The following is a 24,394-nucleotide window of genomic DNA, read 5'->3' as shown; positions in this document are numbered from 1 at the left end:
CAGGCCTTTTTTTGTTTAGGGTTGTCGATGAAGAAACTGCACGGCTTTATCGGGGAAATCGGTAAATACGCCGTCAACGCCCGCCTGGCGATACAACACCTCATACAGCTGGTCCACATTGCTGGCATAATCCGGCAGTTTATCTGCACGAACAGTGAACGGATGCACTTGCAAATGGCTGGCATGCGCCTCTTTCACCATCGCCGTCAGCGTAACGTGCCCTGGCGTTGAGCCCTTTGCCACCAGCATATGATAGTCAGGACCAATCCCGTCGGCGTACTGCGCAATCTGTTTCATCGCACCGGGTGTAAACATCCAGTCGTAGCTGTAGTTCACCCATTGACCGTCTGACTGCTTCTCCTGCGTCTCTTTCCAGTCGGTATACGCAATCAACTGCACCAGATTGAGATCCATCCCCCTCTTCGGCTCCAGTTCATGCTTAATACGCTTCAGTTCATTGGCATCAAAGCATTGCAGATACACCTTGTCCTGCTTGCTGGTGTAGCCGTACTTTTTCAGCACGTCCAGCGTCTTCGCGGCAATGTCTTTCCCTTCCTGGTGGTGGAACCATGGCGCTTTGATTTCCGGGTAGATGCCAATGTTTTTACCGGTGGAGTGATTCAACCCCTGTACAAACTCAATCTCCTCTTCAAAGGTATGAATACGGAAATCGGATTTGCCCATCGGGAAGCGCCCCGGGAAAACCTGCACTTTTTTTCCCTTCTCCAGCTCAAAGCCTTCAGTAAATTTCAGCGAGCGGATCTCATCCAACGTAAAGTCGATGGCGTAAAAACGGCCATCTTTACGGGCGCGATCCGGGAAGCGCTCCGCCACATCCGTGACGCGATCGAGATAATGATCGTGCAGGACAACCAGATGGTCATCTTTGGTCATCACCAGATCCTGCTCCAGATAATCCGCGCCCTGCGCATAGGCCATCGCTTTCGCCGGCAGGGTGTGTTCCGGTAAATAGCCGCTGGCGCCGCGATGGGCAATAACGATTTGCTCTGCCGCCAACGCCTGGCAGGATGCAAATCCCGCCAGCAACAAACCGGTGGTCATACGGGTGAAGGTGCTTTTCATCATGGCTCCTTTCTTACTGGCGACGCGCAAGCACGTCAGCATGGTGGCGTTTCTCGCCGATCATCACAATAATCATGCGCGCAGTTCCATACCGAAACGATACCGCCACGCTCTTTCTGCGACCACCAGTGCACCATGGTGCGTCCGCACGGCGGCCACCCCATGCCCTGGAACCAACCACACAGGAACAACAGCACGAACATGATGGCGATGCTGGAGGTTGCCCAGGGCACAAACCCCATAAACAGCATCACCGCCGCCGCCAGAATCAACCCGGCAGGAAGAAAAACACGCGGGTTCGAACGGTCAGACACCGAGCCCATAATGAATTTTGAAAAACCATAGGCGATTGAAATGCCCGACAACGCAAAGCCTAAATCTCCACGCGAAAACCCCTGCTCAACCAGATACGGCATCGCCAGCGCAAAGTTTTTACGCACCAGGTAATAGGCGGCGTAACCAAAGAAAATCCCCAGAAATATCTACCAGCGTAAACGACGGTAGGTCGGGTCGATCTGCTCTGCGGGCAGACGCGACTGATGGGTGGCAGGTTTAAAAATGCTCAACATAACGGCCTCCGTGGCGCGGTGAACTCATGATGCCTGTCATCAATGAGTGAAAACGAACATAACCTCAGTTAGTCGCGGCGAATTGTATTGAAAGTTTTAATCAGAGAGGGTGAGTTGTCGCACATAATGTTACAGAAATATGACAGGCATCTCCATTCACGCATAAAAGCGCACTGCACTTTCGTTTTTTGCTCGAATATGCGCGATATCAAACAAACCACAGCAAGAGTATGGCTAAATGGTCGTTAAAGAACGTCGAACAGAAGGACGCGAACATGCGCAACTCCAGTGACTACGATGTGATCATTATTGGCGGCGGCGCGACGGGCGCCGGCATCGCCCGCGATTGCGCCCTGCGCGGCCTGCGCGCAGTGCTGCTCGAGCGCCACGATATCGCCACCGGCGCGACCGGGCGCAACCATGGTTTGCTGCACAGCGGCGCACGCTATGCGGTGACCGACAATGAATCGGCGCGGGAGTGTATCGCCGAAAACCAGATCCTGAAACGCATTGCCCGCCACTGCATTGAACCCACCGATGGCCTGTTTATTACCCTGCCGGAAGATGATTTGGTGTATCAGGGTCAGTTTATCGACGCCTGCCTGCAGGCCGGTATTCCGGCGCAGGCTATTTCTCCGCAGGAAGCCCGGCGTATGGAACCCAGCGTTAACCCGACGCTGACTGGCGCGGTACGGGTGCCTGACGGTACGGTCGATCCGTTCCGCCTGACAGCGAGCAATATGCTGGATGCACGCGAACACGGCGCGAAGATCCTGACTGGACATGAGGTATGCGGACTTATCCGCAACGGTGAAACCGTCAGCGGCGTGCGCATCCGCCATGCCACCAGCGGTGAAACTCTGGAGCTTCATGCGTCTGTTGTGGTCAACGCCGCCGGGATCTGGGGACAGCGCATAGCAGAATATGCTGATCTGCGCATTCGCATGTTTCCGGCCAAAGGTGCGCTGTTAATCCTCGACCACCGCATCAACCAGCACGTTATCAACCGCTGCCGGAAACCTGCCGATGCCGATATTCTGGTGCCGGGCGATACCATCTCGCTGATAGGCACCACCTCAACGCATATTGATTACAACGATATCGACAATACCCGCGTCACGCCGCAAGAGGTGGATATTCTGCTGCGCGAAGGGGAAAAACTCGCCCCCGTGATGGCACAAACACGCATTTTGCGCGCCTATGCCGGTGTACGTCCGCTGGTGGCCAGTGATGATGACCCCAGCGGGCGTAACGTCAGCCGGGGAATTGTACTGCTCGATCACGCACAGCGTGACGGGCTGGAAGGGTTTATCACCATTACCGGCGGCAAACTGATGACCTACCGCCTGATGGCGGAGTGGGCGACCGATGCAGTATGCCGCAAGCTCAATCACAGCGCTGTCTGCACCACCGCCAGCGCACCGCTGCCTGGCTCTAAAGAGCCCACAGAGCAGGCACTGCGAAAAATTATCTCGCTGCCCACACCGTTACGCGGTTCAGCGGTATATCGCCATGGCGACCGCACCCCCGCCTGGCTTGGCAGCGACAGGCATAACCGCAGTCTGGTCTGCGAATGTGAAGCCGTGACCGCCGGCGAAGTGCAATATGCGGTAGAAAATCTGAATGTCCATTCGCTCCTCGATTTGCGCCGCCGTACCCGTGTGGGAATGGGTACCTGCCAGGGCGAGCTGTGCGCCTGTCGCGCCGCGGGGTTGCTTAACCGCCTGCATGTCACCACCGAGAGCGAGTCCCTGACGCAACTGGCGGATTTCCTCAATGAGCGCTGGAAAGGCGTGAAACCCGTCGCCTGGGGCGATGCGCTGAGGGAAAGCGAGTTTACACGTTGGGTTTATCAGGGATTGTGCGGGCTGGAAAAGGAGACGGATGATGAGATTTGATACGGTTATTATCGGCGGCGGACTTGCTGGCCTGTTATGCGGTATTCGCCTGAGTGAAAACGGGCAGCGCTGTGCCATTGTCAGCCGCGGACAGAGCGCGCTGGGTTTCTCCTCCGGCTCTCTGGATCTGCTCTCCCATTTGCCAGATGGCCAGCCTGTTCGTGACCTGAACAGCGCCATCGCCCTGCTGGCGCAGCACCATCCCGCCCATCCCTATGCCCTGCTGGGCGCAGAACGCGTGCGCCACTATGCGCAGCAAACCCAAACGCTGCTGGCCGACTGCGGGCTGGCGTTACAGGGTGATGTCGATACGCCGCACCTGCGGGTTACCCCATTAGGTTCGTTTCGCCGGGCCTGGCTGAGCCCGGCGGAAGTGCCGCTAAAACCCGACGTCAGCCAGCGCACCGGCGTGATTGGCATCAGTGGTTTCCCGGACTTTCAGCCGCAGCTTGCCGCTGCCTCATTGCGTAAACGCGGCATCGACGCGCATGCAGAAGAAATAGAGTTGCCGGTGCTCGACACACTGCGTGATAACCCCAGTGAATTTCGTGCGGTGAACATTGCCCGCCACCTGGATGCACCGGAACACTTTGCCGCCCTCTATGACGCACTGCACCCGCTGAGTCAACAGTACGACGTGTTATACCTGCCCGCCTGTTTTGGTCTGACGGACAGCAGCGTATTTACGCAGCTTAACCAACAACTGGCGTGCCCGCTGCACTTACTGCCGACGCTGCCGCCATCGGTACCGGGCATGCGCATGCAATTTTTGCTGCAACAACGGTTTATCCACAGTGGCGGAAGCTGGATGCCCGGCGACGAAGTGCTCCACGCCGATATCCAGAATGACCGTGTTACGCAGTTGTGGACCCGCAAACATGAAGATATCCCGTTACGCGCACGCCATGTGGTGCTCGCCAGCGGCAGCTTTTTCAGTAATGGCTTGATCGCCGATCGTGACCGCGTGCGGGAAGCGGTGTTTGACCTGGATGTCCTGCAATGCGACAAACGCAGCGACTGGTATCGGGACGATATTTTCGAGACTCAACCGTGGCAACAATTTGGCGTACAAACCGACGCACAACTCCACGCCTTGCGTCAGGGAAAAGCCATCAACAATCTGTATGTTGTCGGTTCGGTGTTAGGCGGATTTGACGCCATCGCCCAGGGGTGTGGCGGGGGCGTTTGCGCCGTCACTGCACTGCATGCCGCACAGCAGATAGCCGCACAGGGAGGCGAACAATGAGCACCACCCAGTTTGAAAGCTGTATCAAATGCACGGTCTGCACCACCGTCTGCCCGGTCAGCCGGGTCAACCCTGCCTACCCCGGGCCGAAACAGGCAGGCCCGGATGGTGAACGGCTGCGTCTGAAAGATGCCGCACTGTATGACGAAGCGCTGAAGTATTGCACCAACTGCAAACGCTGTGAGACAGCCTGCCCGTCCGGTGTAAAAATTGGTGATATCATTCAGCGCGCCCGCGCGCAACATGCACCGAAACAGCTCTCAATCCGTAACGCGATCCTGAGCCACACCGACCTGATGGGGACACTTTCCACGCCCATGGCGCCGTTGGTCAACACAGCAACGTCGCTCAAACCGGTACGCCAGTTGCTGGATAAAGCGCTGAAAATTGATCACCACCGGACGCTGCCGAAGTACTCACACGGCACTTTCCGCCGCTGGTATCGCAGCGTTGTCGACAAGCAGCGCGCCTTTCCGCAACAGGTGGCGTTTTTCCACGGCTGCTACGTCAACTACAACCACCCGCAACTGGGTAAAGATTTGCTGCGGGTGCTGAACAATATGGGCATCGGCGTACAACTGCTGGAACGGGAAAAATGCTGCGGCGTCCCGCTGATCGCGAACGGCTTTTTCGACAAGGCCAAAAAACAGGCGCAATTTAACGTTACGTCACTGGAGCAGGCAATTGGCACACAAGGTTTACCGGTGATTGCCACATCGTCTACCTGCGCGTTTACGCTGCGTGATGAGTATCCACATCTGCTGGATATCGACAACAGCCATCTGCGCGCGCATATCGATTTAGCGACCCGGTGGATCTGGCGCATGCTGGATGAGGGGCGATCCCTGAGTCTGAAAACCACCCCGCTGAAAGTGGTGTATCACACGCCGTGCCATATGGAAAAAATGGGCTGGACGCACTACACATTGGATCTGTTACGCCGCATTCCGGGACTGGAGCTGACGGTACTGGATTCCCGCTGCTGCGGTATTGCCGGTACGTACGGGTTTAAAAGCGAAAACTACCCCACCTCTCAGGCCATTGGTGCGCCGCTGTTTGAACAAATCGAAGCCAGCGGCGCAGACCTGGTGGTGACGGATTGTGAAACCTGCAAATGGCAGATTGAGATGTCCACCAGCAAACGCTGTGAACATCCCATTACCCTGCTGGCGCAGGCCTTAATCTGATGTACCGAGGATACCGGGCTTGTGCCCGGTATCCTGTTTACTCGACATACAGCGACTCGACGACATTGATCCAGCCGTGATCGCTGGCGATGTCTTTGCCCTCAAGCCAGCGGCGCAGGATGTTCAGCGCCATCATGGCGCACACTTCCTGGCGAACCTCCAGACCGTGACGGTTGGTGTTGAACTTCACGCGCAACGCGCGCGTACCGTCCGGTGTCGCCAATGCAAAATTCAGGTGATCGTCTTCAAGCCCGGTGACGGTCAACGCCAGTCCGGCAAGATGGCGGTTGCGCAGCTCCGTCGTCCAGCGTGCGCTTTGTGCCAGCTCTTCCGCCTGTGAGGGCAACACTTCGCTGACCAGCAGCGGAGCCCCCGCGCGGGAAAGTTGTAACGCCACCAGCCCGCTGGTGAACTGTTCGCTCAGGGTCAGGCTCAACTGGCGCTCGCGCAGGCGCGCAGCAAGTACCGCCGGCAAACCGACTGTCCCTTCAAAAATAAGGCTCTCGCCCGCCACGCGTTTAACGTCCGGCCACACCGCTTCCATTGCCGCACGGTGCTCCGCCGGGCCGGTCAGTTTCAGCTCGATGATCGGCATGGATGAGCGATACCCCATTACAACGCCCGGTGGCAGTTCGAGGTGCGCCAGGCTTTGTGCCAGATCGCTTTCCGAACGACCGAAGGTGGTCAAACGCAGGCATACCGGCGGCTCCGGCAGTGTAAACCGTGTGCGCAGGCGCGGCAGGATTTCGCGTTCAACCATAACTTTAAATTCAGAGGGCACGCCCGGGGTAAAGAACATCAGGCAACGGTTCAGTTGGATGGCAAAGCCGCAGGCAGTACCCACAGGGTTATCCACCAGCTCCGCGCTGGCCGGAATTTCTGCCTGTTTACGGTTGCTCGGCGCCATAACGCGGCCGCGCTCGTTAAAAAAGCGCTCCATGTGCGTCAGCCACGCGTCATGCAGCACTAATGATTCGCCCTTTGCGGTCGCCGCCGCCAGTGCGCTCAGATCATCACTGGTTGGCCCCAACCCGCCATTGACGATCAGCACATCCGCATGCTCACTACGTTCGCGCAGAATGGCGACCAAATCTTCGAGGTTATCACCCACCGTGTTACGGCGCGCTAACGGCAATCCCTGATTAAAGAAAAAATCCGCCAGCCACGCGGCATTGGTGTCCACAATCTGCCCGTGTAGTACTTCATCGCCGGTAGACAGCATCTCTACGTTTAACATCATTAACTCCTGTAATAGAGGTTGAAACACTATAGCGCATGCGTAGAGCGAAAGAGGAAAGAAACGGGCGCGGACGAACGCCGCGCCGGGAGATTAGAAGCTCGCGCTCACACCCACATAAGGACCATCGGCAACGGCGTTATCACGACGCCCTTCTTTGCCGGTCATGTCGATGTAACGATAACCCGCTTCCACGGTCAGCGGACGCATAATGGTGTAGCGCGCGCCTGCGTTGGCTTCCTGGTACTCTTTAACGCCGCTGGAGAGCGAATCCGGTGAGTAGTAATACTCGCCAAAGATGCTGAAGCTGCTGGCAATTTGCCATTGCAGACCACCGCCCACCGCGATAGCGTAGCCTTCGCTACCTGCGTTCGGGTTCAGGTAAACGCCTTTGCCGCCCACGGTGCCGAGGAACGGACCCAGCGGAATGTTGTACCCCAGCCCCAGACCGGCAATGTCGCCATCGTCTTCGCTGTGCGCCCAGTTACCACTGACTGCAATACCACTTGTTTCAGTACCAAAACCAAAGCCCAGATTGGTGTAATCCTTACCAATCTGACCGCTCAGGCTAACAGCCTGCGCGCCGGCCGATACCAGCAACAGGCTGGCTAAACCTAATAAAGCAACGTTTTTCATTTCTGATTTTTTCCGCACATAACGGGCCAATGCCCAAAAGCTCCTGATTGTACGCCTATTTTTATGCCAGAAGAATGAATAAAAAAAGCCTGAACTATAGCCAGCGTCAATTTTTCTTCGCTCTCTGATGCTATAACAATCAACACGGAATCAATGACTCTTAAGGAAAAGCCATGCGACAACGGACAATCGTCTGCCCTCTTATTCAGAACGACGGTGCTTACCTGTTATGCAAAATGGCCAATGACCGGGGCGTTTTTCCTGGCCAGTGGGCCTTATCTGGCGGCGGTGTTGAACCGGGAGAGCGGATAGAAGAGGCGCTGCGCCGTGAGATTCGCGAAGAGCTGGGCGATAAACTGCAACTGAGCCAGATAACACCGTGGACATTTCGCGACGATGTGCGGCTAAAAACCTACCCCGATGGCAGCACAGAACAAATCTATATGATTTACCTGATCTTTGATTGCGTGAGCGCTAACCGTGAAATTGAAATTAATGAAGAGTTTCAGGCTTACACCTGGGTCGCACCGGCGGATCTGCATCGCTATGACCTGAATGAGGCAACCCGCTTGACGCTGAAGATGAAAGGGTTACTTTAATCCTGTGCCAGATGGCAGGCCGCAACCTGCAAGTCTGCCTTGGCCTTATTCAGCCCTTCAACCTGGCATTGACCCACTGCTGTAATGCCCGTCGGGAGATTTTAATCCCGCCATTTTTAAGCGCTTCTGGCAACGCCAGCCAGTGAACCGGCTGCTGGAACCGGGCCAGTTTATCCGCTACCCAGCCAGCAAACTTGCTGATATCGGTGTCGTCGTCACACTCCACGACCGCAACCGGGCGCTGACCGAACTCGGCATCCTCCACTGGCACCACCAGCACCTGCCGCACCCCGGCGTGGGTGGCAATCACCCGCTCCACATCTTCCGGTTGAATGCCTTCACCGCCGCTGAAAAAGAGGTTATCGAGCCGACCCAGAATGGTCAGACGACCCGCTTTCAGCGCACCGCGATCGCGAGTCGCAAACCAGCCTTCGTGATTAGCGAGCGGCAACAGCTCCCCGTTGCACCAGTAACCTGCCGCCATACTCTCAGCCCGCAACCACACTTCATCATCAACAATTTTCACTTGCCGCCCCGGCAAGGCCTCGCCCACATCCGGTGCGCCGTCGGCCTCTTTCGCGCAGACAGTAGAGGCAAATTCAGTCAGGCCGTAGCCGCACCAGCTACGGATCCCCCGTTCGCGCGCCTGCTGCGTCAGCGCAACCGGAATGGCGGCACCGCCGAGCAGAACGGCTTTCAGCGCCACTGGCGTGTTGTCATTCAATAAACGCCACAGCTGTGTCGGAACCAGTGAGGCATGCGTGCAACCGACCAGTGCCTGCGCCAGCGGCAATTTGTCGCGCACGGTAATACGCGCCCCGGCCAACAACCAGCGCCACAAAATGCCCTGCCCGGACACATGAAACAGCGGCAACGAGAGTAGCCAGTCATCTTCAGGTGCAAAGGGGATCAGCGAGAGTACGCCTTCAGCACTGGCAAGATGCGCGGCGCAGGTATGTACCGCCGCTTTCGGTAAACCTGTCGAACCGGATGTCAGCGTCATCGACGCCAGCCGCTGCGGCTGCCATGCTACAGCGTACTCCCCCTCCGCCGTATGCTGAACCAGCGCGGTCAGCTCGCTCACCGCCTCCTGTCCATCCACATCCAGGATAAACCGCAGCGTTAACTGCGGTAACAGCGTGGCCAGCAATGGCGCGGGAAGCTGAGGGTTGACCGGCAACACCCGCGCGCCACACTGCAATAACGCCAGCCAGGCCAGTAAGGTATGCGGGTGATTGCGGGCGCGCAGCATCACGCCGTCGCCCTCTTTCACCCCCTGACGGGCAAAACCGCTGGCCAGCGCATCCACACGAGCGCACAACGCGCGCCAGGTCAGGGTTTGCTGGTTAAGCCGGATTGCCACCTGCTCACCGCGCGTACTGCGCCAGTGCCGCCAGGGCCAATCAATAAACATCATAATAACGGTTCCAGTACATCCATCTGCAAACAGGGCAAATCACTGTCCGGCCAGCGGCGCAGCAGCTGCGCTTTCATCAAATGCAGCGTATACAGCCCCGGAAGGGTCCCTGGCGTGAGCCAGGCGGCGATACGCGCCAGTTGCGTCAGACCAAGACTCGATTCGATCGAAGAACTGATCACCACCGTCAACCCGAGCGCTTTCGCCGCAGCCACCTGCTGCTGTACTTTCTGCAAACTGCCGGTGAGCGTCGGCTTGATCACCACAGCCCCGACACCTTCCTGCGCTTCAAAACGAAAATCCTCATCACGCAGGCTTTCATCCCAGGCAATGGTGATCCCCGTCTCGCGGGCAAAGGCCAGTGAATCCTCACGGGTTTTACACGGTTCTTCAAGAAATGCGATACGCGAGCGGTAGTCCGGATTCACATATTTCGCGAACTGCTGCGCTTTCAATGGCGTCCAGGCACGGTTGGCATCCAGCCGCAAATGCAAATCGTCAATCGACTCCAGCAGCAGGTTAACAACCATACCGTCACGTACCGCCTCATATAATCCGACCTTCACTTTCGCCACTTTCTCGCCGGGCAACGCAGCGAGTGTGGCAAACAGATCGTCCGGATCGCCTGCGCACAGCATCGCCGCGCGGTAATCCGCTGCTTGCGGCAGGGTGTTTTGCAGCTCCGCCAGTGCGCAACTGAGGCCAAAGGCCGCCGAAGGCAGTTCCGGCAACGGCAATAACTGCCCCTCAGACCAGGCGCGGGCCCAGGCGACAACAGCCTGCTGCGCCTCATCCAGCGTTTCCTGACTAAAGCCCGGCAGAGGGGAGATCTCCCCCCATCCTTCACATCCTGCGTCCTGCAAATGGACAAACAGGCCGTCGCGGGTTTTTAGCCGCCGATCCCGCAACACCACGCCCGCGTCGAGGGGGAGCTGCCAGCGGTAAACCTGCGCCTGGCGCATTATGGATTCCGTTTGAATTTACTGAAGTCAGGCTGGCGTTTCTGGTTAAACGCGTTGCGACCTTCCTGCCCTTCTTCAGTCATATAGAACAGCATGGTGGCGTTACCGGCCAACTCCTGCAGCCCGGCCTGGCCATCGCAGTCCGCATTCAGAGCCGCTTTCAGGCAGCGCAGCGCCATCGGGCTGTTTTGCAGCATTTCACGGCACCAGCGAACGGTCTCTTTTTCCAGTTCGGCAACCGGCACAACGGTGTTAACGAGCCCCATATCCAGCGCCTGCTGCGCATCGTATTGACGGCACAGGAACCAGATTTCGCGGGCCTTTTTCTGCCCGACGATGCGCGCCATATAAGACGCGCCCCAGCCGCCATCAAACGATCCGACTTTCGGGCCAGTCTGGCCAAAGATAGCGTTTTCCGCGGCAATGGTCAGATCGCACATCATATGCAGTACATGACCACCGCCAATGGAATAACCCGCAACCATGGCAACAACCGGTTTCGGACAGGTACGGATCTGGCGCTGGAAGTCGAGCACGTTGAGATGGTGTACACCGGAGTCATCCTGATAGCCGCCGTAATCACCGCGCACTTTTTGATCGCCGCCCGCGCAGAAGGCTTTCTCGCCTTCCCCGGTGAGAATGATCACCCCGATGTTGTCGTCGTAACGGGCATCAGACAGCGCCTGGATCATCTCTTTCACCGTCAGCGGGCGGAATGCGTTACGCACCTGCGGGCGGTTAATGGTGATTTTGGCGATGCCGTCAGCAGACTTGTGGTAACGAATATCCGTGTAGCCTTCGGAACAGTCGCGCCATTTAACCGGCGCGTAGAGCATGCTTTCTTCTGGGTAGATCATAGTGTGTCCTTTATCTCAAAACGCAGAATTCGCGCCAGGACAGCGGCAACACCCACGGGATTCTCCCGGTGCGCGTTGTGCCCGGCGGCAGGAATGGCGTGACAGTGGCGGGTGACTTGCGTCGCCAGCGCGCAAAATTTACTGTCGAATTCACCGTATAAATAATGAACTGAAAAAGGTAACGCGTGCAGCGCAGCCCGCAAATCAGGCTGGCAAGCCAGCGATGTCGCCTCCAGCATAGCGGCAAGCGATGCACCGTTGTTCTGACGCCGTAACGCGACTAACGCCGCGCGCTGCGAGGTATCCAGCGACGCAAAAACCGGCTGGCGGTACCAGGCGTCAAATACCTCATCCAGTGGCTGTTGGCGAAAACGCGCGGCCCAATGCGCATCGGAGAGCTGGCGTTCTGTACGGGCAGCATCATCGGTCAGGCCAGGATGCCCCCCCTCGACCACCACCCCCTGTAGCCCGGTCGGGTACTGGCACGCGTGGTACATCGCCACGCGCGCACCCAGCGAATACCCCACCAGCCAGTAGTGAGGTATGTTGTAACGCGTCAGTGTCGCCCGCAAGCAGGCATCCATCTCCACAAATGAGGTCACGGCGATCTCCGCCGAGCCTCCATGACCGGGTAAATCAAGGTACAGACGGGGAAAATCTGTCAGTGTCTCGCCGACGGTCTGCCATTCACGGTGATCGCCGGAAAAACCGTGCAAAAACACCAGCCATGGCTGCTGCTGCCGACCGGTTACCGTCTGCCCGTGTAAAATCACAGGTGGCTCACCTGCGCCAGCAAGTTTTGCAAGGTCTGCGCACCGTCGGTCTCTTTCACCACCAGCTCAATCAGTGTCGCCCCGGCCTTGCTCCACGCGCCAGCAAAAGCCTGATCCAGTGCATCCCAGTTTTCCGGGCGATGATAATTCAGGCCAAACATGGCAGCAGCATGCGCAAAATCAACATGTTGCGGCATCAGATAGAATTGCTCTCGCTCCGCCGGAGGCGTAGGCAGCAACGAAAAAATTTGCCCGCCGTTATTGTTCACTACCACCAGCACAAAGGGGGCGGAAACCTGCCGCAGTAACGCCAGAGCGTTAAGATCATAGAGCGCGGAAAGATCACCAACGATCGCCAGCGTCGGTCGGGCACTGGCACGCTGCACACCTGCCGCTGTGGAGAGCAAACCATCAATGCCGCTCGCGCCACGGTTGCTGTAGACCGGATAACCTGCCGGAAGCTGCCCCAGCGCATCCACCAGCCGCACGACCAGACTGTTGCCGAGGAAAACCTGCCCCTGTTCCGGCAAATACGCCGTAATACGGTGCGCAAACTGGGCTTCGCCAAACGTGTCCCGCTGCGCGCTCACCCGCTCCCACGCTTGCGAGGAAAGCTGTTCAACCGCGCTGTACCAGGGCGCGCGCGGCTCCGCCGGGTGTTGTTCCAGCCACCCGGCCACATCCGATACCAACCGGCGGCCACGATGATGAGCAGGATCAAGCCGCCCAGGCAGCGAGTCAATCAACCAGTACTCTTGCGGCTCGCACACCGCCTGCCATTGCAGAAGACGTTTACCGGTCAGGCTGCTGCCAAATTGCAGGATAATCTGTGCCTGGTTCAGTTCGGTGACTGCCCGGGCGTTGCCGAGCCATAAGTCGGCGCAGGGCAATGGCTGCCCGGTTTGCGACAGCGCATCGCCAATCAGCGGCCAGCCAAGTGTTTTCGCCCAGTGTGCAAGTTGCTGACCTTCAGCGGCGCTCATACGCCCGGCGATGATCACGCCGCGCTTTTGCCGCCAGAAAAACCAGTCGCGCTGCTTTTCGCACTGCAACCGCGCAGGGGCTTGCAACCAGGGTTTGTCATCCTGCCACCACGCCCCGAGCGCCTGCAGCCACGGCAGATCGTTCTCATCCATGTCGCCATACAGCGGCTCAGCAAAAGGGCAGTTGATATGCACTGCACCACCGTGCAATGACCCCAGCAGATTATCAATAGCAGAAACCAACCAGCGCGCCGGAATATCCTGAGACGGACGCGGCAACGCCAGCGATTCCGTAGGATGCGAGGCAAACATGCCCGGCTGGCGGATAGCCTGATTCGCGCCGCAATCAATCAGCTCAGGGGGACGGTCAGCCGTGAGCAAAATCAGTTTTTCCCCGGTCAGCCCGGCTTCAATCAACGCAGGATAGAGATTTGCCACCGCCGTGCCGGATGTAACAATGACGGCCACTGGTTGCTTACTGGCTTTCGCCAGCCCTAACGCCAGGTGACCCAAACCACGCTCATCAAAATGGGTGTGATGGATAAAGGCGCGGTTTTCCGCAGCGGCCAGCGTTAAGGGGGTGGAGCGGGAGCCAGGGGCGATGCACACATGCCTGACGCCGTGACGAGTGAGGGCTTCGAGGATCACCGTCGCCCAGCGTCGGTTAAAGGAGCTTATAGACATGAGTTTGTCCGGTATCAATATTGCGACTTAGTATAAATAATCGAAAACCGCGTGTTTTTGATATGCGTCGGTTATGTGTGCGTAAGTCATAATAACGAGCGCAAACCTGCCGCTTTATTTTCGATTTCCTGCCACTCTTGCTCCGCATCAGAACCCGGCACAATGCCAGCCCCGGCATAAAGACGGACAGTGTTACCGTTGATTTTCGCCGAACGCAGCGCCACGCAAAATTCACTCTGCGCACGGGATAAATAGCCTGCGGAGCCGGCATACCATTCGCGCTCGAACGGCTCATGCTGTTGAATAAACGCCCAGGCTTCGCGACGCGGCAGCCCGGCGACAGCCGCCGTGGGTTGCAGCAACTGTAAGCACAGCGCATCATCCGGCGTTTGCAAATCGGTCCAGATACAGCGGCGTAAATGCTGCACCTTACGCAGCCGGATCACCTGCGGCGGTAATACCTCCAACGCGCCGGTTTCCCGTTGCAGGCGCTGGCAGATATCCTCCACGACCAGCATGTTTTCCCGCTGGTTTTTATCATCACTCATCAGCCAGTCGGCAAGACGCTGCGCCTGCTGGTCATCTTCATGACTGGCGACGGTGCCCGCCAGCGCTTCGGTGCGCAACGCCGTACCGCGCCGCCGCCACAACCGCTCAGGCGAGGAGCCTAAAAAAGCCTGTTGCGCATCGAAGGCAAACAAAAAGTGAAAGCAGTGATGGTTGAGGCGGCGACTGGCGGCCATCAGCGAGGCGGCATGCACAGCGTTGGAGAACGCGTAATCCGTTGCTCTGGCAAGGACCACTTTATCCAGCTCCGCTTTGTCAAGCGCACGAAGCGCCTGCGCCATCAGCGTCTCCCAGCCTTCGCGATCCGGAACATGTCGCTGTTCAACGCACACCTGTTGCGCACTCGCCAACGGTTTAAACGCCGTCAGCGTTTGCAGAAAATCCGCCGCGTGCACAGCATCATCATGCAAGGAGTGCTCGCTCAACAGATAGAGGCGTAATATCGCCTGCCCGCCTTCCCGTCGCCATTCCAGGCGCGGCAAAAACAGTGCGCCCTGCTGCAGATTAAACGCGTTCAGCCCCCATGCGCGAACATCGTCAGGGCATTGCTGTAAAAACTGCTGTGCAAGGGGTAATGAAGCAAAGTGGCGCAGCGCGCCAAGCGCGGCGGCTTCATCTTCGCCGCTACGCTGCTGCCAATAAAACTGGGGATAGACGGACTGGCTGGCAAGCCAGGCAAGGGGATCGAACGCGTCATTTAACGGGAAAGGGGCATCAAAAAAGCAAAAACCGGGCGAATGGGGTAAATCGTCAGCCAGGCGGTTATGCAGATGCTCCAGCGCAGAGGAAATGGAATACACGCGAACCCCTCCCTGTTAAAAACCACATAGTATACAAGGTACTTAGGGTAAGAGAAGTACCTCTTTCCAGGGAGGGGACGTGAGGTGTTAGCGGCGAGCTAACAGCAGCCCCAGCACCAGGCCGACAGCTGCACCTACACCAACGCCCTGCCACGGTTTTTCGTGCACGTAGTCGTCGGCGCGATAGACCGCTTTTTTGGCGCGGTAGTAGTAGGTGTCCGACGCGCTACTGACGCGGTTTTTCACCTCATTCAGCGCCTGTTCGGCACGGGCTTTAAGCTCGATATACTTCTGGTCAGCAGGGTCACCCGAGGAGCGGAGTACTTCTTCCAGCGTTTCGCTCAGCAGGGTCAGGTCGTCATCGATACGTGAATCATAAGAATGATATGACATCTCTTTTCTCCATGTTATGCACCTGTTTGCCCGCTAACTATAGACAATAGCCGCCGGTTACGCCTGACCTACCTCCCGCACCATGCCGATGTGCAAAATACCATCTTCGTCATACACGTCGGTCACCGGCTGAAAACCAAAATGGCCATAGAAAGATTGCAGATGCGCCTGTGCACCCAGGTATAACGCGTGCTGCGGCCAGTTTTGCATACAGGAAAGTATCGCCCTTTCCATTAACTGGTAGCCCAGTTTTTCGCCGCGAACCTGCGCACTGACAATCACCCGTCCGATAACCACCGGCGACAGATCATCGTCACTTTTCAGAATCCTCGCATACGCCACCAGTTGGTCACCTTTCCAGCCGAGGATATGGCGGTTCTCTCCTACCAGATCGTCCCCGTCGATATCCAGGTAGGGACACATCTGCTCAACAACAAACACTTCGCAGCGCAGTTTCAGCAGCGCATAGAGTTCTGCAACGGTTAATGCCGAATGGTGAAGGTCCTGCCAGCGGATCATATTCTGCTCCTTATTTATCATCACCTCGTTATACTAAATTTTTTTACATTCCGGCAAAGGACACGGCGTATTGTGGAATTGATTTTTTTAGGCACCTCGGCGGGCGTCCCCACGCGGGGGCGTAATGTCACCTCGCTGCTACTGAACTTGCAGCATCCCACGCGTGCGGGCCTGTGGATGTTCGACTGTGGTGAAGGCACGCAGCACCAGATGCTGCGCACCGCTTTTCATCCTGGCAAACTGGATAAGATTTTTATCAGCCATTTGCATGGTGACCATCTGTTTGGCCTGCCAGGGCTACTGTGTAGCCGCTCGATGGCGGGTAATGTCCAACCGTTACAGATCTATGGGCCAAAAGGGATCCGAGAGTTTGTCGAGACCGCGCTGCGTCTGAGCGGTTCGTGGACAGACTACCCGTTAACCATCGAAGAGATCAGGCCAGGTCTGGTAGTGGATGACGGGCTTCGCAGCGTAACGGCTTACCCGCTTGCGCACCCGGTGGAGTGTTATGGCTTCCGCGTTGAAGAGCACGATAAACCCGGTGCATTAAATGCACAGGCACTTGCCGAACAAGGCATTATGCCCGGTCCGCTGTTCCAGCGACTGAAAGCTGGCGAAACGATCACGCTGGAAGATGGGCGTAGTATTAATGGCGCCGATTATCTGGCACCGGCAACCAGAGGCAAAAAACTGGCGATATTCGGTGATACGTCGCCCTGCGAGGCGTCACTGGCGCTGGCACAAGGGGTGGATCTTATCGTGCATGAAGCAACACTTGAGAGCGCGATGGAAGAGAAAGCCAATAGCCGGGGTCACAGCTCAACGCGCCAGGCTGCGCAACTTGCTGCAGATGCAGGTGCGGGTCGTCTGGTGATTACCCATCTCAGTTCACGCTATGATGAGCGTGGCAGTCTGGCATTACTGGCAGAATGCCGAACAATATTTGCGCAAACGGTACTTGCAGAAGATTTTCTGGTTGTTCGTCTATGATGTGATATTGAGCACTCTATTTTTCCCTTAAGGTGCCGATAACAGTTTACACGCAGGCATTACTTATTGAGGGCATGATGGATAACTTCCAGAAAGACATCGATGACAGGGCGAATCTTACTCTGTCGAACCGGTTTGAACTGTTGCTGTTTCGCCTTGGCACATCGTTAGATGCCGCTAAATCCGAGCTGTTTGGCATTAACGTTTTTAAATTGCGCGAAATCGTTCCGATGCCCACCTTTACCCGTCCTGCGGGAATGAAGCCGCCATTGCTTGGTATGGTCAATATCCGCGATCAGGTGATCCCGGTGATTGACCTCGCCGCAGTGGCCGGGTGTAAGCCAGCAACAGGTCTCAATATTCTGCTGATCACCGAATATGCCCGTAGCGTGCAGGCATTTGCGGTGGAATCCGTAGAGAATATCATTCGCCTGGACTGGAAACAGGTTCACACCGCAGAGAAAGCGATCAATGGTCGCTATATCACCAGTATTGCCTGCCTGGATGAAGATAAGGACACCAACAACCTTGCAATGGTGCTGGATGTTGAGCAGATCCTGTATGACATTGTGCCTGCGGATCATGACGTACACGGCGATCACGTGCCGGATAAAAAATTCAACCTTAAACCGGGTTCGGTGGCTATCGTGGCAGAAGACTCCAAAGTGGCGCGCGCCATGCTGGAAAAAGGTCTCAACGCGATGCAAATTCCGAATGCTATGCATATCACCGGTAAAGATGCCTGGGAGAAAATCCAGGTCATGGCACAGCAAGCGGAATCAGAAGGCGTGCCGGTAAGTGACAAAATTTCGATGGTATTGACCGACCTCGAAATGCCGGAGATGGATGGCTTCACCTTAACGCGTCTGATTAAAACCGACCCGCGTCTGAAGAACATTCCGGTGGTGATCCACTCATCACTCTCCGGCAGCGCCAACGAAGATCACGTCCGCAAAGTTCAGGCGGATGGCTACGTCGCGAAGTTCGAAATTAACGAACTTTCCGCTGTGATTCAGGAAGTGCTCGACCGCGCGGCAAATAATATTCGCGGCCCGTTGATTAGCCACCATCAGATTGCCTCAACACCGTTGCTGGCGAAGTAACCTTCCCGACATCGTTATTGACCCCCATAAAAAAACCGCCGATATCGGCGGTTTTTCTTTTCATCTTCCGGCGTATTACATCATTGGCATCGCCAGCTGTACGATGCTGATCAGCGGCTGCGGATAGATCCCCAGCAGCAGCACCAACAGGGCAGAGATCAGTACCACAATACCGCCCGCGCTGTATGCCCAGTCAGACGGCGCATCACGGTTCAATTGCTGCGGCGCACTCAGATAGAGGCTCACCGCCACGCGCAGGTAGTAGTACAAACCAATCGCAGAACCCAGAACGACCGCACCCGTCAGCCACCACAGATGCGCCTGAACGCCCATCGCCAGGATGTAGAACTTACCGATAAAGCCTAAGGTCATCGGAATACCGGCCAGCGACAACATCATCACGGTCATTACCGCAGAGAGGATCGGACGGTGCCAGAACAGGCCGCGATAGGAATAGAGCGACTCCGCATCCGGGCCGCGATAAGGGCTGGACATCAGGCTCACTACACCGAACGCGCCAAGGCTGCTGAACAGATAACCCGCCAGATAAACACCCACGGTCTCCATCGACATCTGACCGCTTTGCAGTGCAATCAGCGCCACCAGCAAATAACCCAGGTGGGAGATGGAAGAGTAACCGAGCAGACGTTTAATATTGGTCTGGCTCAGCGCCATCAGGTTACCGAAGATAATAGAGGCGAAGGCGATAATGCCCAACACCACACGCACGGCTTCACTGTTACCAACCGGCGCGTAGAGGAACAGACGCATCACCACACCAAAAATGGCGATCTTACTGGCGGTGGCCAGAAAAGTGGAAACCGGAGCAGGCGCGCCCTGGTAAACATCAGGCGTCCACAGGTGGAACGGCACCAGCGACAGTTTAAAGCCAAGGCCAACAATCATCAGCCCCAACCCCGTCAACAGCAGCGGTTCATGCAGCACGTTCTGACCCAACGCTTTACCGATGGCGACAAACGCCAGGTTGCCAGTCTGCGCGTACACCAGTGCAATACCAAACAGCAGGAATGAAGAGGCCGCTGCGGAAAGAATGGTGTATTTGATACTGGCTTCCAGTGAGCGTTTCTGACGGAAGGCGTAGCCAACCAGACCAAATAACGGCAGCGAAATCAGTTCAATACCGAGGAACAGCGACGCCATATGGTTAGCGTTCGCCAGCAAAATGCCGCCCAGCGCGGCAATCAGCACCAGCAGATAGAACTCTTCTTTGTTGTCGGTGTAACCTTCCAGCCACGGATAGGCGAAAGTACACGTGGCGAGGCTCGCCAGCAGCACCAGCCCGGTGTACAGCATGGCATAGCCGTCAACGCGCATCAGCGGGGTAACATCCATCGCCCCTGCCTGACCGACAAACCACAGGGAGAGCAGCGCGACGTTGAGACCAATGACCGACAGCGTGGCATTGAGGAAATGGTTGCGTCGCCACGCAATGGAGAGCATCACAACCACCACCGTCAATCCGACGATCAGCAGCGGCAGCAGCGCAATCAGGTGTTGTGGAGTTATTGTCATGGCGATTTACGGCCTTGTAGTAGTAACGGAATTAACAAACCACTGCTGGATATTGCCCATCGCGGAATGCGAGGTATCCAGAATCGGCTGCGGATAGAAGCCGAGCAGTACCAGAAGCACGACCAGAATCAGGATCATAAACAGTTCGCGCAGTGACAACCCCGGCAGCTCAGCGCTGGCCAGTTCGCTCTTCGCTTTACCGAAGTAGGCGCGGTGCAGCATCGCCAGCGAATAAACTGACGCAAAGACCAGACCGAAGGTGGAAATCACGGTGATCACCGGCACGACCTGATAGCTGCCGAAGAGGATCATAAACTCACCGACGAAGTTCCCCGTTCCCGGCATACCAAGCGTTGCCACGGCAAAGAACATCGACAGCGCCGGCAACCATTTAATCTTGCCCCACAATCCACCCATCATCCGCATATCGCGGGTATGCAGGCGTTCGTACAACTGGCCGCAAAGAATAAACAGACCGGCCGCAGAGAGACCATGCGCAATCATCTGGATAACCGCGCCCTGGTACGCCAGCTGGTTACCGGTGTAAATCGCAATCAGCACGAAACCCATGTGCGACACAGATGTGTAGGCAATCAGACGTTTGATATCGGTCTGGGTGAAGGCCATCCACGCACCGTAGAAAATGCCGATAACACCCAGCCACATGGCGATGGGCGCAAACTCTGCCGACGCGTTCGGGAACAGCGGCAGCGAGAAGCGCAGCAGACCGTAGGCCGCCGTTTTCAGCAGGATCCCCGCGAGGTCCACGGAACCGGCGGTCGGCGCTTGTGAGTGCGCGTCCGGCAACCAGCCATGCAGCGGTACCACCGGCATTTTCACTGCAAAGGCAATGAAGAAGCCGAGCATTAACAGGTATTCGACGTTGTCAGACATCGGCGTTTTCAGCAGATCCTGATAATCGAAAGTCCATACGCCCGTCGCGTTGTAGTGCACCAGCACCAGCGCCAGGATGGCAATCAACATCACCAGACCACTGGCCTGGGTATAGATGAAGAATTTAGTCGCGGCGGTAATACGCGTCTTCCCGTCGGAGGCTTTGTGGCCCCACAGTGCGATCAGGAAGTACATCGGCACCAGCATCATTTCCCAGAAGAAGAAGAACAGGAACATGTCGATGGCAAGGAACACGCCGATAACGCCGCCCAGGATCCACATCAGGTTAAGATGGAAGAAGCCCTGGTATTTTTCGATTTCACGCCAGGAGCAAAGCACCGCCAGCACACCGAGGAAACCCGTCAGGGTCACCATCAGCAACGACAGGCCATCCAGACCGAGATGGATACTGATGCCAAAGCGCGGGATCCAGTCCAGTTTGAACGATTCCTGCCATTGCGGGAACTGGGTGGCCTGCGTCAGAGAGTAGCCGCCCTGCAACCAAAGATGCAGAGAGAGTGCCAGCGTCAGTCCCATGGTAATCAGCGCGATCCAGCGCGGCACCTTCACGCCGAAGCGTTCGGTCTGCCAGCAGAGGAAGCCGCCGATAAAGGGGATGAGTATTAGCCAGGGTAATAACATGGCGGTGTATGTCCCTTATATTAATTCCTGTTCAGGCTATCGTGCTCGCCAGCCTGATTAGCAGGAATACTTACCTAAAATATGTTTTCATCGGAGGCGGAGTTCCCCGCCTCACAACTCACACAAACTCAACGCAATACCATCAACAGCGCCAGCACCACAACGGCACCAATGCTCATCGACGCCACATACCAGCGCAGGTATCCGTTCTCGCTAAACAGCAGACCTTTGCCTGCAAAGCGGGACAGGATAGCCGGGATGTTCATCAGTGCATTCAGCGGATCGCTCTTCAGCAGCCACGCAATACCGAGGTACGGTTTGACGAATACGCGATCGTACAGCCAGTCGAAGCCCCAGGCATTGAACCACCAGGTACCGAAGAAGCGCCCTGCCGCACTGTTGGCAACCGAAGTCACCAGCGTACGTTTACCCAGCCACAGCCAGGCGGCCAGCAGGATACCGATGATCGCTACCGCACCAGACGCGACTTCCAGCATCACCACACTGCTGTGCGCAAGCTCGGTGGTATCCGGCAGTACGCCTTTCAGCGGCGGCACAATCATTGCGCCAATAAAGGTGGAGAGCACCAGCAACACGATCAGCGGCAGATGATGGGTGATGCCCTTCCCTGCATGCGCGTGAATTTGTTCTTTCCCGTGGAAAACGATGAAAATCAGGCGGAAGGTATACAGCGATGTCATAAACGCACCGACCAGGCCCGCGATCATCAGATTGATATGACCGTTAGCCACTGCACCTGCCAGGATCTCATCTTTACTGAAGAAACCGGCGGTCAGCATCGGCAGCGCAGACAGCGCGGCGCCCCCCACCAGGAAGCAGACATACACCAGCGGAATCGACTTACGCAGACCGCCCATTTTGAAGATGTTCTGTTCGTGATGGCAGGCGAGGATCACCGAACCGGACGACAGGAACAGCAGCGCTTTAAAGAACGCATGCGTCATCAGGTGGAAAATCGCCGCATCCCATGCCTGCACGCCCAGCGCCAGGAACATGTAACCAATCTGGCTCATCGTCGAGTACGCGAGTACGCGTTTGATATCCGTTTGCACCAGCGCGGCGAAACCGGCCATCAGCAACGTCACCGCACCGACAATACCCACCAAATGCAGCACTTCCGGCGTCAGCAGGAACAGACCATGAGTACGGGCAATCAGATAGACGCCTGCGGTCACCATGGTGGCGGCGTGGATCAACGCTGAAACCGGAGTCGGACCGGCCATTGCATCTGCAAGCCAGGTTTGCAACGGAAGTTGCGCGGATTTACCTACCGCACCGCCCAGTAACATCAGCGTTGCCCACATCAGCATGGTGTTGCCATTCGCAAAGTGCTGCGGTGCCAGTTCCACCATTTCGCGGAAGTTCAGCGTGCCCAGTTCGTTGTAGAGAATGAACAACGCAAACGCGAGGAACACATCACCAACACGGGTCACGACAAACGCTTTCATTGCCGCTGCGCCATTCTTTGGATCGGTGTAATAGAAACCGATCAGCAGGTAAGAGCACAGCCCCACGCCTTCCCAGCCGAGATACATCAGCAACAGGTTATCGCCCAGCACCAGCACCACCATGCTCGCAATGAACAGGTTGGTGTAAGCGAAGAAGCGGGAGTAGCCCTCTTCACCGCGCATATACCAGGAAGCGAACATGTGGATCAGGAAACCCACACCGGTCACGACTGACAGCATGGTTAACGACAGCCCGTCCAGCACCAGGTTGAAACCGATATTGAAATCGCCAACCGCCATCCAAGTCCACAGTGGTTTAGCGAAAGGCTGCTGACCATTGTTGAAAAAATCAACGCCGACAATCGCCGTGACCAGTGCCGCCAGACCAATCGACCCCACCCCCACGGTAGCGGAGAGGTTTTCTGACCAGCGCCCACGGGAAAAGGCCAGCAATACAAAGCCAATTAAAGGAAAAATAATGGTTAAGGCGAGCATGTTCATCCACGCATCTCACTTACTGAATCGATATTCAGATTCTGGCGGCGACGATGGAGTTGCAGCAGCAACGCCAGGCCAATGCTCGCTTCCGCAGCCGCGAGGCTGATCGCGAGGATATACATTACCTGACCGTCGGTCTGGCCCCAGTAGCTGCCCGCGACCACAAAGGCCAGCGCGGCGGCGTTAATCATGATTTCCAACCCAATCAGCATAAACAGCAGATTGCGGCGGATAACCAGACCGGTTAACCCCAAAACAAACAAAATCGCAGCGAGGATCAGTCCATGTTGCAAGGGGATCATGCGCGCTCCTCCGTTTTTCTTTTTGCGCGGTCATCAGCGCGATTGCTCAGCACTTCGCCCATACGATCTTCACGCCCTACGTGGAAGGCGACAACCAGACCAGCCAGCAGCAGCATTGACGCCAGCTCGACCGCCAGTACGTAAGGACCAAACAGTGTGATGCCGACCTCTTTCGCATTGATCGGCGTACCCTCGATGCCCTGATCGTTCACGCCAAGGATGGCATAAATCATGACCACCAGCAGTACGGCGGAGAGCAGTGCCGGACCTACCCAGATTTGCGGAGAGAGCCAGTTGCGCTCCTGCTCGACAACGGTATTGCCCAGGTTGAGCATCATCACCACGAACACAAACAGCACCATGATGGCCCCGGCGTAAACGATGATCTCCAGCGCACCGGCGAAGTACGCGCCGAGTGAGAAGAAAACCCCGGCAATCGCCAACAGGGACACAATCAGGTACAGCAACGCATGCACCGGGTTGGTATGCGTAATCACGCGAACCGTCGTCAGGATGGCGACCAGGCCACAGATATAAAAAGCGAACTCCATTG

At 56.7% G+C, this 24,394-nt stretch carries 22 protein-coding genes and 1 pseudogene; 6 read left to right on the top strand and 17 right to left on the bottom strand.

Features of this window, described 5'->3' with window-relative positions:
• Positions 1-15: 15 nt before the first annotated feature.
• Positions 16-1,083, bottom strand: coding sequence for a glycerophosphodiester phosphodiesterase (gene glpQ, locus O9K67_RS07930; RefSeq protein WP_061493947.1), 1,068 nt, complete (start codon positions 1,081-1,083; stop codon positions 16-18).
• 71 nt (positions 1,084-1,154) lie between these two features.
• Positions 1,155-1,652 (bottom strand): annotated as a pseudogene (locus O9K67_RS07925) (MFS transporter); the annotation flags it as partial.
• A 275-nt stretch (positions 1,653-1,927) separates the two neighbouring features.
• On the opposite strand from O9K67_RS07925, the gene glpA reads away from it, so the two are divergent.
• Genes glpA through glpC form a run of 3 tightly spaced genes read left to right on the top strand, consistent with a single transcriptional unit; the run spans position 1,928 to position 5,983 of the window.
• Positions 1,928-3,550 (top strand): anaerobic glycerol-3-phosphate dehydrogenase subunit A, encoded by a 1,623-nt coding sequence (glpA, locus tag O9K67_RS07920; protein ID WP_061493946.1) that lies wholly within the window; start codon positions 1,928-1,930, stop codon positions 3,548-3,550.
• Positions 3,540-4,796 (top strand): glycerol-3-phosphate dehydrogenase subunit GlpB, encoded by a 1,257-nt coding sequence (gene glpB / locus O9K67_RS07915; RefSeq protein WP_061493945.1) that lies wholly within the window; start codon positions 3,540-3,542, stop codon positions 4,794-4,796. The genes glpA and glpB overlap by 11 nt, the downstream gene beginning before the upstream one ends.
• On the top strand, positions 4,793-5,983 hold the full coding sequence (gene glpC / locus O9K67_RS07910; RefSeq protein WP_061493944.1) for an anaerobic glycerol-3-phosphate dehydrogenase subunit GlpC: 1,191 nt from the start codon (positions 4,793-4,795) through the stop codon (positions 5,981-5,983). The genes glpB and glpC overlap by 4 nt, the downstream gene beginning before the upstream one ends.
• Before the next feature lie 37 nt (positions 5,984-6,020).
• On the opposite strand, the gene O9K67_RS07905 is transcribed toward glpC, so the two are convergent.
• Both O9K67_RS07905 and O9K67_RS07900 read right to left on the bottom strand, forming a co-directional pair.
• On the bottom strand, positions 6,021-7,220 hold the full coding sequence (locus O9K67_RS07905) for a nicotinamide mononucleotide deamidase-related protein YfaY (RefSeq protein WP_061493943.1): 1,200 nt from the start codon (positions 7,218-7,220) through the stop codon (positions 6,021-6,023).
• 93 nt (positions 7,221-7,313) lie between these two features.
• Positions 7,314-7,856 (bottom strand): YfaZ family outer membrane protein, encoded by a 543-nt coding sequence (locus O9K67_RS07900; RefSeq protein WP_061499843.1) that lies wholly within the window; start codon positions 7,854-7,856, stop codon positions 7,314-7,316.
• Between the two features lie 173 nt (positions 7,857-8,029).
• Here O9K67_RS07900 and nudI point away from each other — a divergent pair, with 173 nt between their 5' ends.
• Positions 8,030-8,455: a nucleoside triphosphatase NudI gene (gene nudI / locus O9K67_RS07895; RefSeq protein WP_061493942.1), complete on the top strand. Its 426-nt coding sequence runs from the start codon at positions 8,030-8,032 to the stop codon at positions 8,453-8,455.
• Between the two features lie 49 nt (positions 8,456-8,504).
• Here nudI and menE read toward each other — a convergent pair whose 3' ends face one another.
• The 8 genes from menE to O9K67_RS07855 all read right to left on the bottom strand — a co-directional run bounded on the left by menE (position 8,505) and on the right by O9K67_RS07855 (position 16,410).
• Positions 8,505-9,872, bottom strand: coding sequence for an o-succinylbenzoate--CoA ligase (gene menE / locus O9K67_RS07890; RefSeq protein ID WP_061493941.1), 1,368 nt, complete (start codon positions 9,870-9,872; stop codon positions 8,505-8,507).
• Complete coding sequence (gene menC / locus O9K67_RS07885) at positions 9,869-10,834, bottom strand: o-succinylbenzoate synthase (protein ID WP_061493940.1); 966 nt, start codon at positions 10,832-10,834, stop codon at positions 9,869-9,871. Before menC ends, menE begins: the two co-directional genes overlap by 4 nt.
• Positions 10,834-11,691: a 1,4-dihydroxy-2-naphthoyl-CoA synthase gene (gene menB, locus O9K67_RS07880; protein WP_061493939.1), complete on the bottom strand. Its 858-nt coding sequence runs from the start codon at positions 11,689-11,691 to the stop codon at positions 10,834-10,836. The genes menC and menB overlap by 1 nt, the downstream gene beginning before the upstream one ends.
• Positions 11,688-12,464 (bottom strand): 2-succinyl-6-hydroxy-2,4-cyclohexadiene-1-carboxylate synthase, encoded by a 777-nt coding sequence (gene menH, locus O9K67_RS07875; RefSeq protein WP_061493938.1) that lies wholly within the window; start codon positions 12,462-12,464, stop codon positions 11,688-11,690. Before menH ends, menB begins: the two co-directional genes overlap by 4 nt.
• Positions 12,461-14,131 carry a 2-succinyl-5-enolpyruvyl-6-hydroxy-3-cyclohexene-1-carboxylic-acid synthase gene (gene menD, locus O9K67_RS07870; protein ID WP_061493937.1) on the bottom strand — a complete coding sequence of 557 codons (1,671 nt, stop codon included), beginning with the start codon at positions 14,129-14,131 and terminating at the stop codon, positions 12,461-12,463. The genes menH and menD overlap by 4 nt, the downstream gene beginning before the upstream one ends.
• 86 nt (positions 14,132-14,217) lie before the next feature.
• Positions 14,218-15,498, bottom strand: a complete 1,281-nt coding sequence (gene menF / locus O9K67_RS07865) for an isochorismate synthase MenF (RefSeq protein WP_061493936.1) — start codon at positions 15,496-15,498, stop codon at positions 14,218-14,220.
• 87 nt (positions 15,499-15,585) lie between these two features.
• Complete coding sequence (gene elaB, locus O9K67_RS07860) at positions 15,586-15,891, bottom strand: stress response protein ElaB (RefSeq protein ID WP_061493935.1); 306 nt, start codon at positions 15,889-15,891, stop codon at positions 15,586-15,588.
• Between the two features lie 57 nt (positions 15,892-15,948).
• Positions 15,949-16,410 carry a GNAT family N-acetyltransferase gene (locus O9K67_RS07855; protein ID WP_061493934.1) on the bottom strand — a complete coding sequence of 154 codons (462 nt, stop codon included), beginning with the start codon at positions 16,408-16,410 and terminating at the stop codon, positions 15,949-15,951.
• A 72-nt stretch (positions 16,411-16,482) separates the two neighbouring features.
• Here O9K67_RS07855 and rbn point away from each other — a divergent pair, with 72 nt between their 5' ends.
• Together rbn and O9K67_RS07845 are read left to right on the top strand one after the other, a co-directional pair.
• Positions 16,483-17,400, top strand: coding sequence for a ribonuclease BN (gene rbn / locus O9K67_RS07850; RefSeq protein ID WP_061493933.1), 918 nt, complete (start codon positions 16,483-16,485; stop codon positions 17,398-17,400).
• A gap of 77 nt (positions 17,401-17,477) precedes the next feature.
• Positions 17,478-18,503 (top strand): chemotaxis protein, encoded by a 1,026-nt coding sequence (locus O9K67_RS07845; protein ID WP_061493932.1) that lies wholly within the window; start codon positions 17,478-17,480, stop codon positions 18,501-18,503.
• A 75-nt stretch (positions 18,504-18,578) separates the two neighbouring features.
• Here the strand turns inward: O9K67_RS07845 and nuoN are convergent, their stop codons facing one another.
• The 5 genes from nuoN to nuoJ all read right to left on the bottom strand — a co-directional run bounded on the left by nuoN (position 18,579) and on the right by nuoJ (position 24,392).
• A complete protein-coding gene (nuoN, locus tag O9K67_RS07840) occupies positions 18,579-20,036 on the bottom strand; it encodes an NADH-quinone oxidoreductase subunit NuoN (RefSeq protein ID WP_061493931.1) in 1,458 nt (485 codons plus the stop codon).
• Between the two features lie 6 nt (positions 20,037-20,042).
• Positions 20,043-21,572, bottom strand: a complete 1,530-nt coding sequence (gene nuoM / locus O9K67_RS07835) for an NADH-quinone oxidoreductase subunit M (protein WP_061493930.1) — start codon at positions 21,570-21,572, stop codon at positions 20,043-20,045.
• 128 nt (positions 21,573-21,700) lie between these two features.
• Positions 21,701-23,542: an NADH-quinone oxidoreductase subunit L gene (gene nuoL / locus O9K67_RS07830; protein WP_061493929.1), complete on the bottom strand. Its 1,842-nt coding sequence runs from the start codon at positions 23,540-23,542 to the stop codon at positions 21,701-21,703.
• The gene (gene nuoK / locus O9K67_RS07825; protein ID WP_002463445.1) at positions 23,539-23,841 is read right to left on the bottom strand and encodes an NADH-quinone oxidoreductase subunit NuoK; all 303 of its coding nucleotides are present in this window, start codon (positions 23,839-23,841) and stop codon (positions 23,539-23,541) included. Before nuoK ends, nuoL begins: the two co-directional genes overlap by 4 nt.
• Positions 23,838-24,392, bottom strand: a complete 555-nt coding sequence (nuoJ, locus tag O9K67_RS07820; protein WP_061493928.1) for an NADH-quinone oxidoreductase subunit J — start codon at positions 24,390-24,392, stop codon at positions 23,838-23,840. Before nuoJ ends, nuoK begins: the two co-directional genes overlap by 4 nt.
• Between the last annotated feature and the right edge of the window lie 2 nt (positions 24,393-24,394).

Source organism: Kosakonia oryzendophytica, assembly GCF_027886705.1.
Classification (GTDB): Bacteria; Pseudomonadota; Gammaproteobacteria; order Enterobacterales; family Enterobacteriaceae; genus Kosakonia; species Kosakonia oryzendophytica.
The sequence above is the reverse complement of the archived record's forward strand: the minus strand, read 5'-3'. Positions and strand labels throughout refer to the sequence as shown.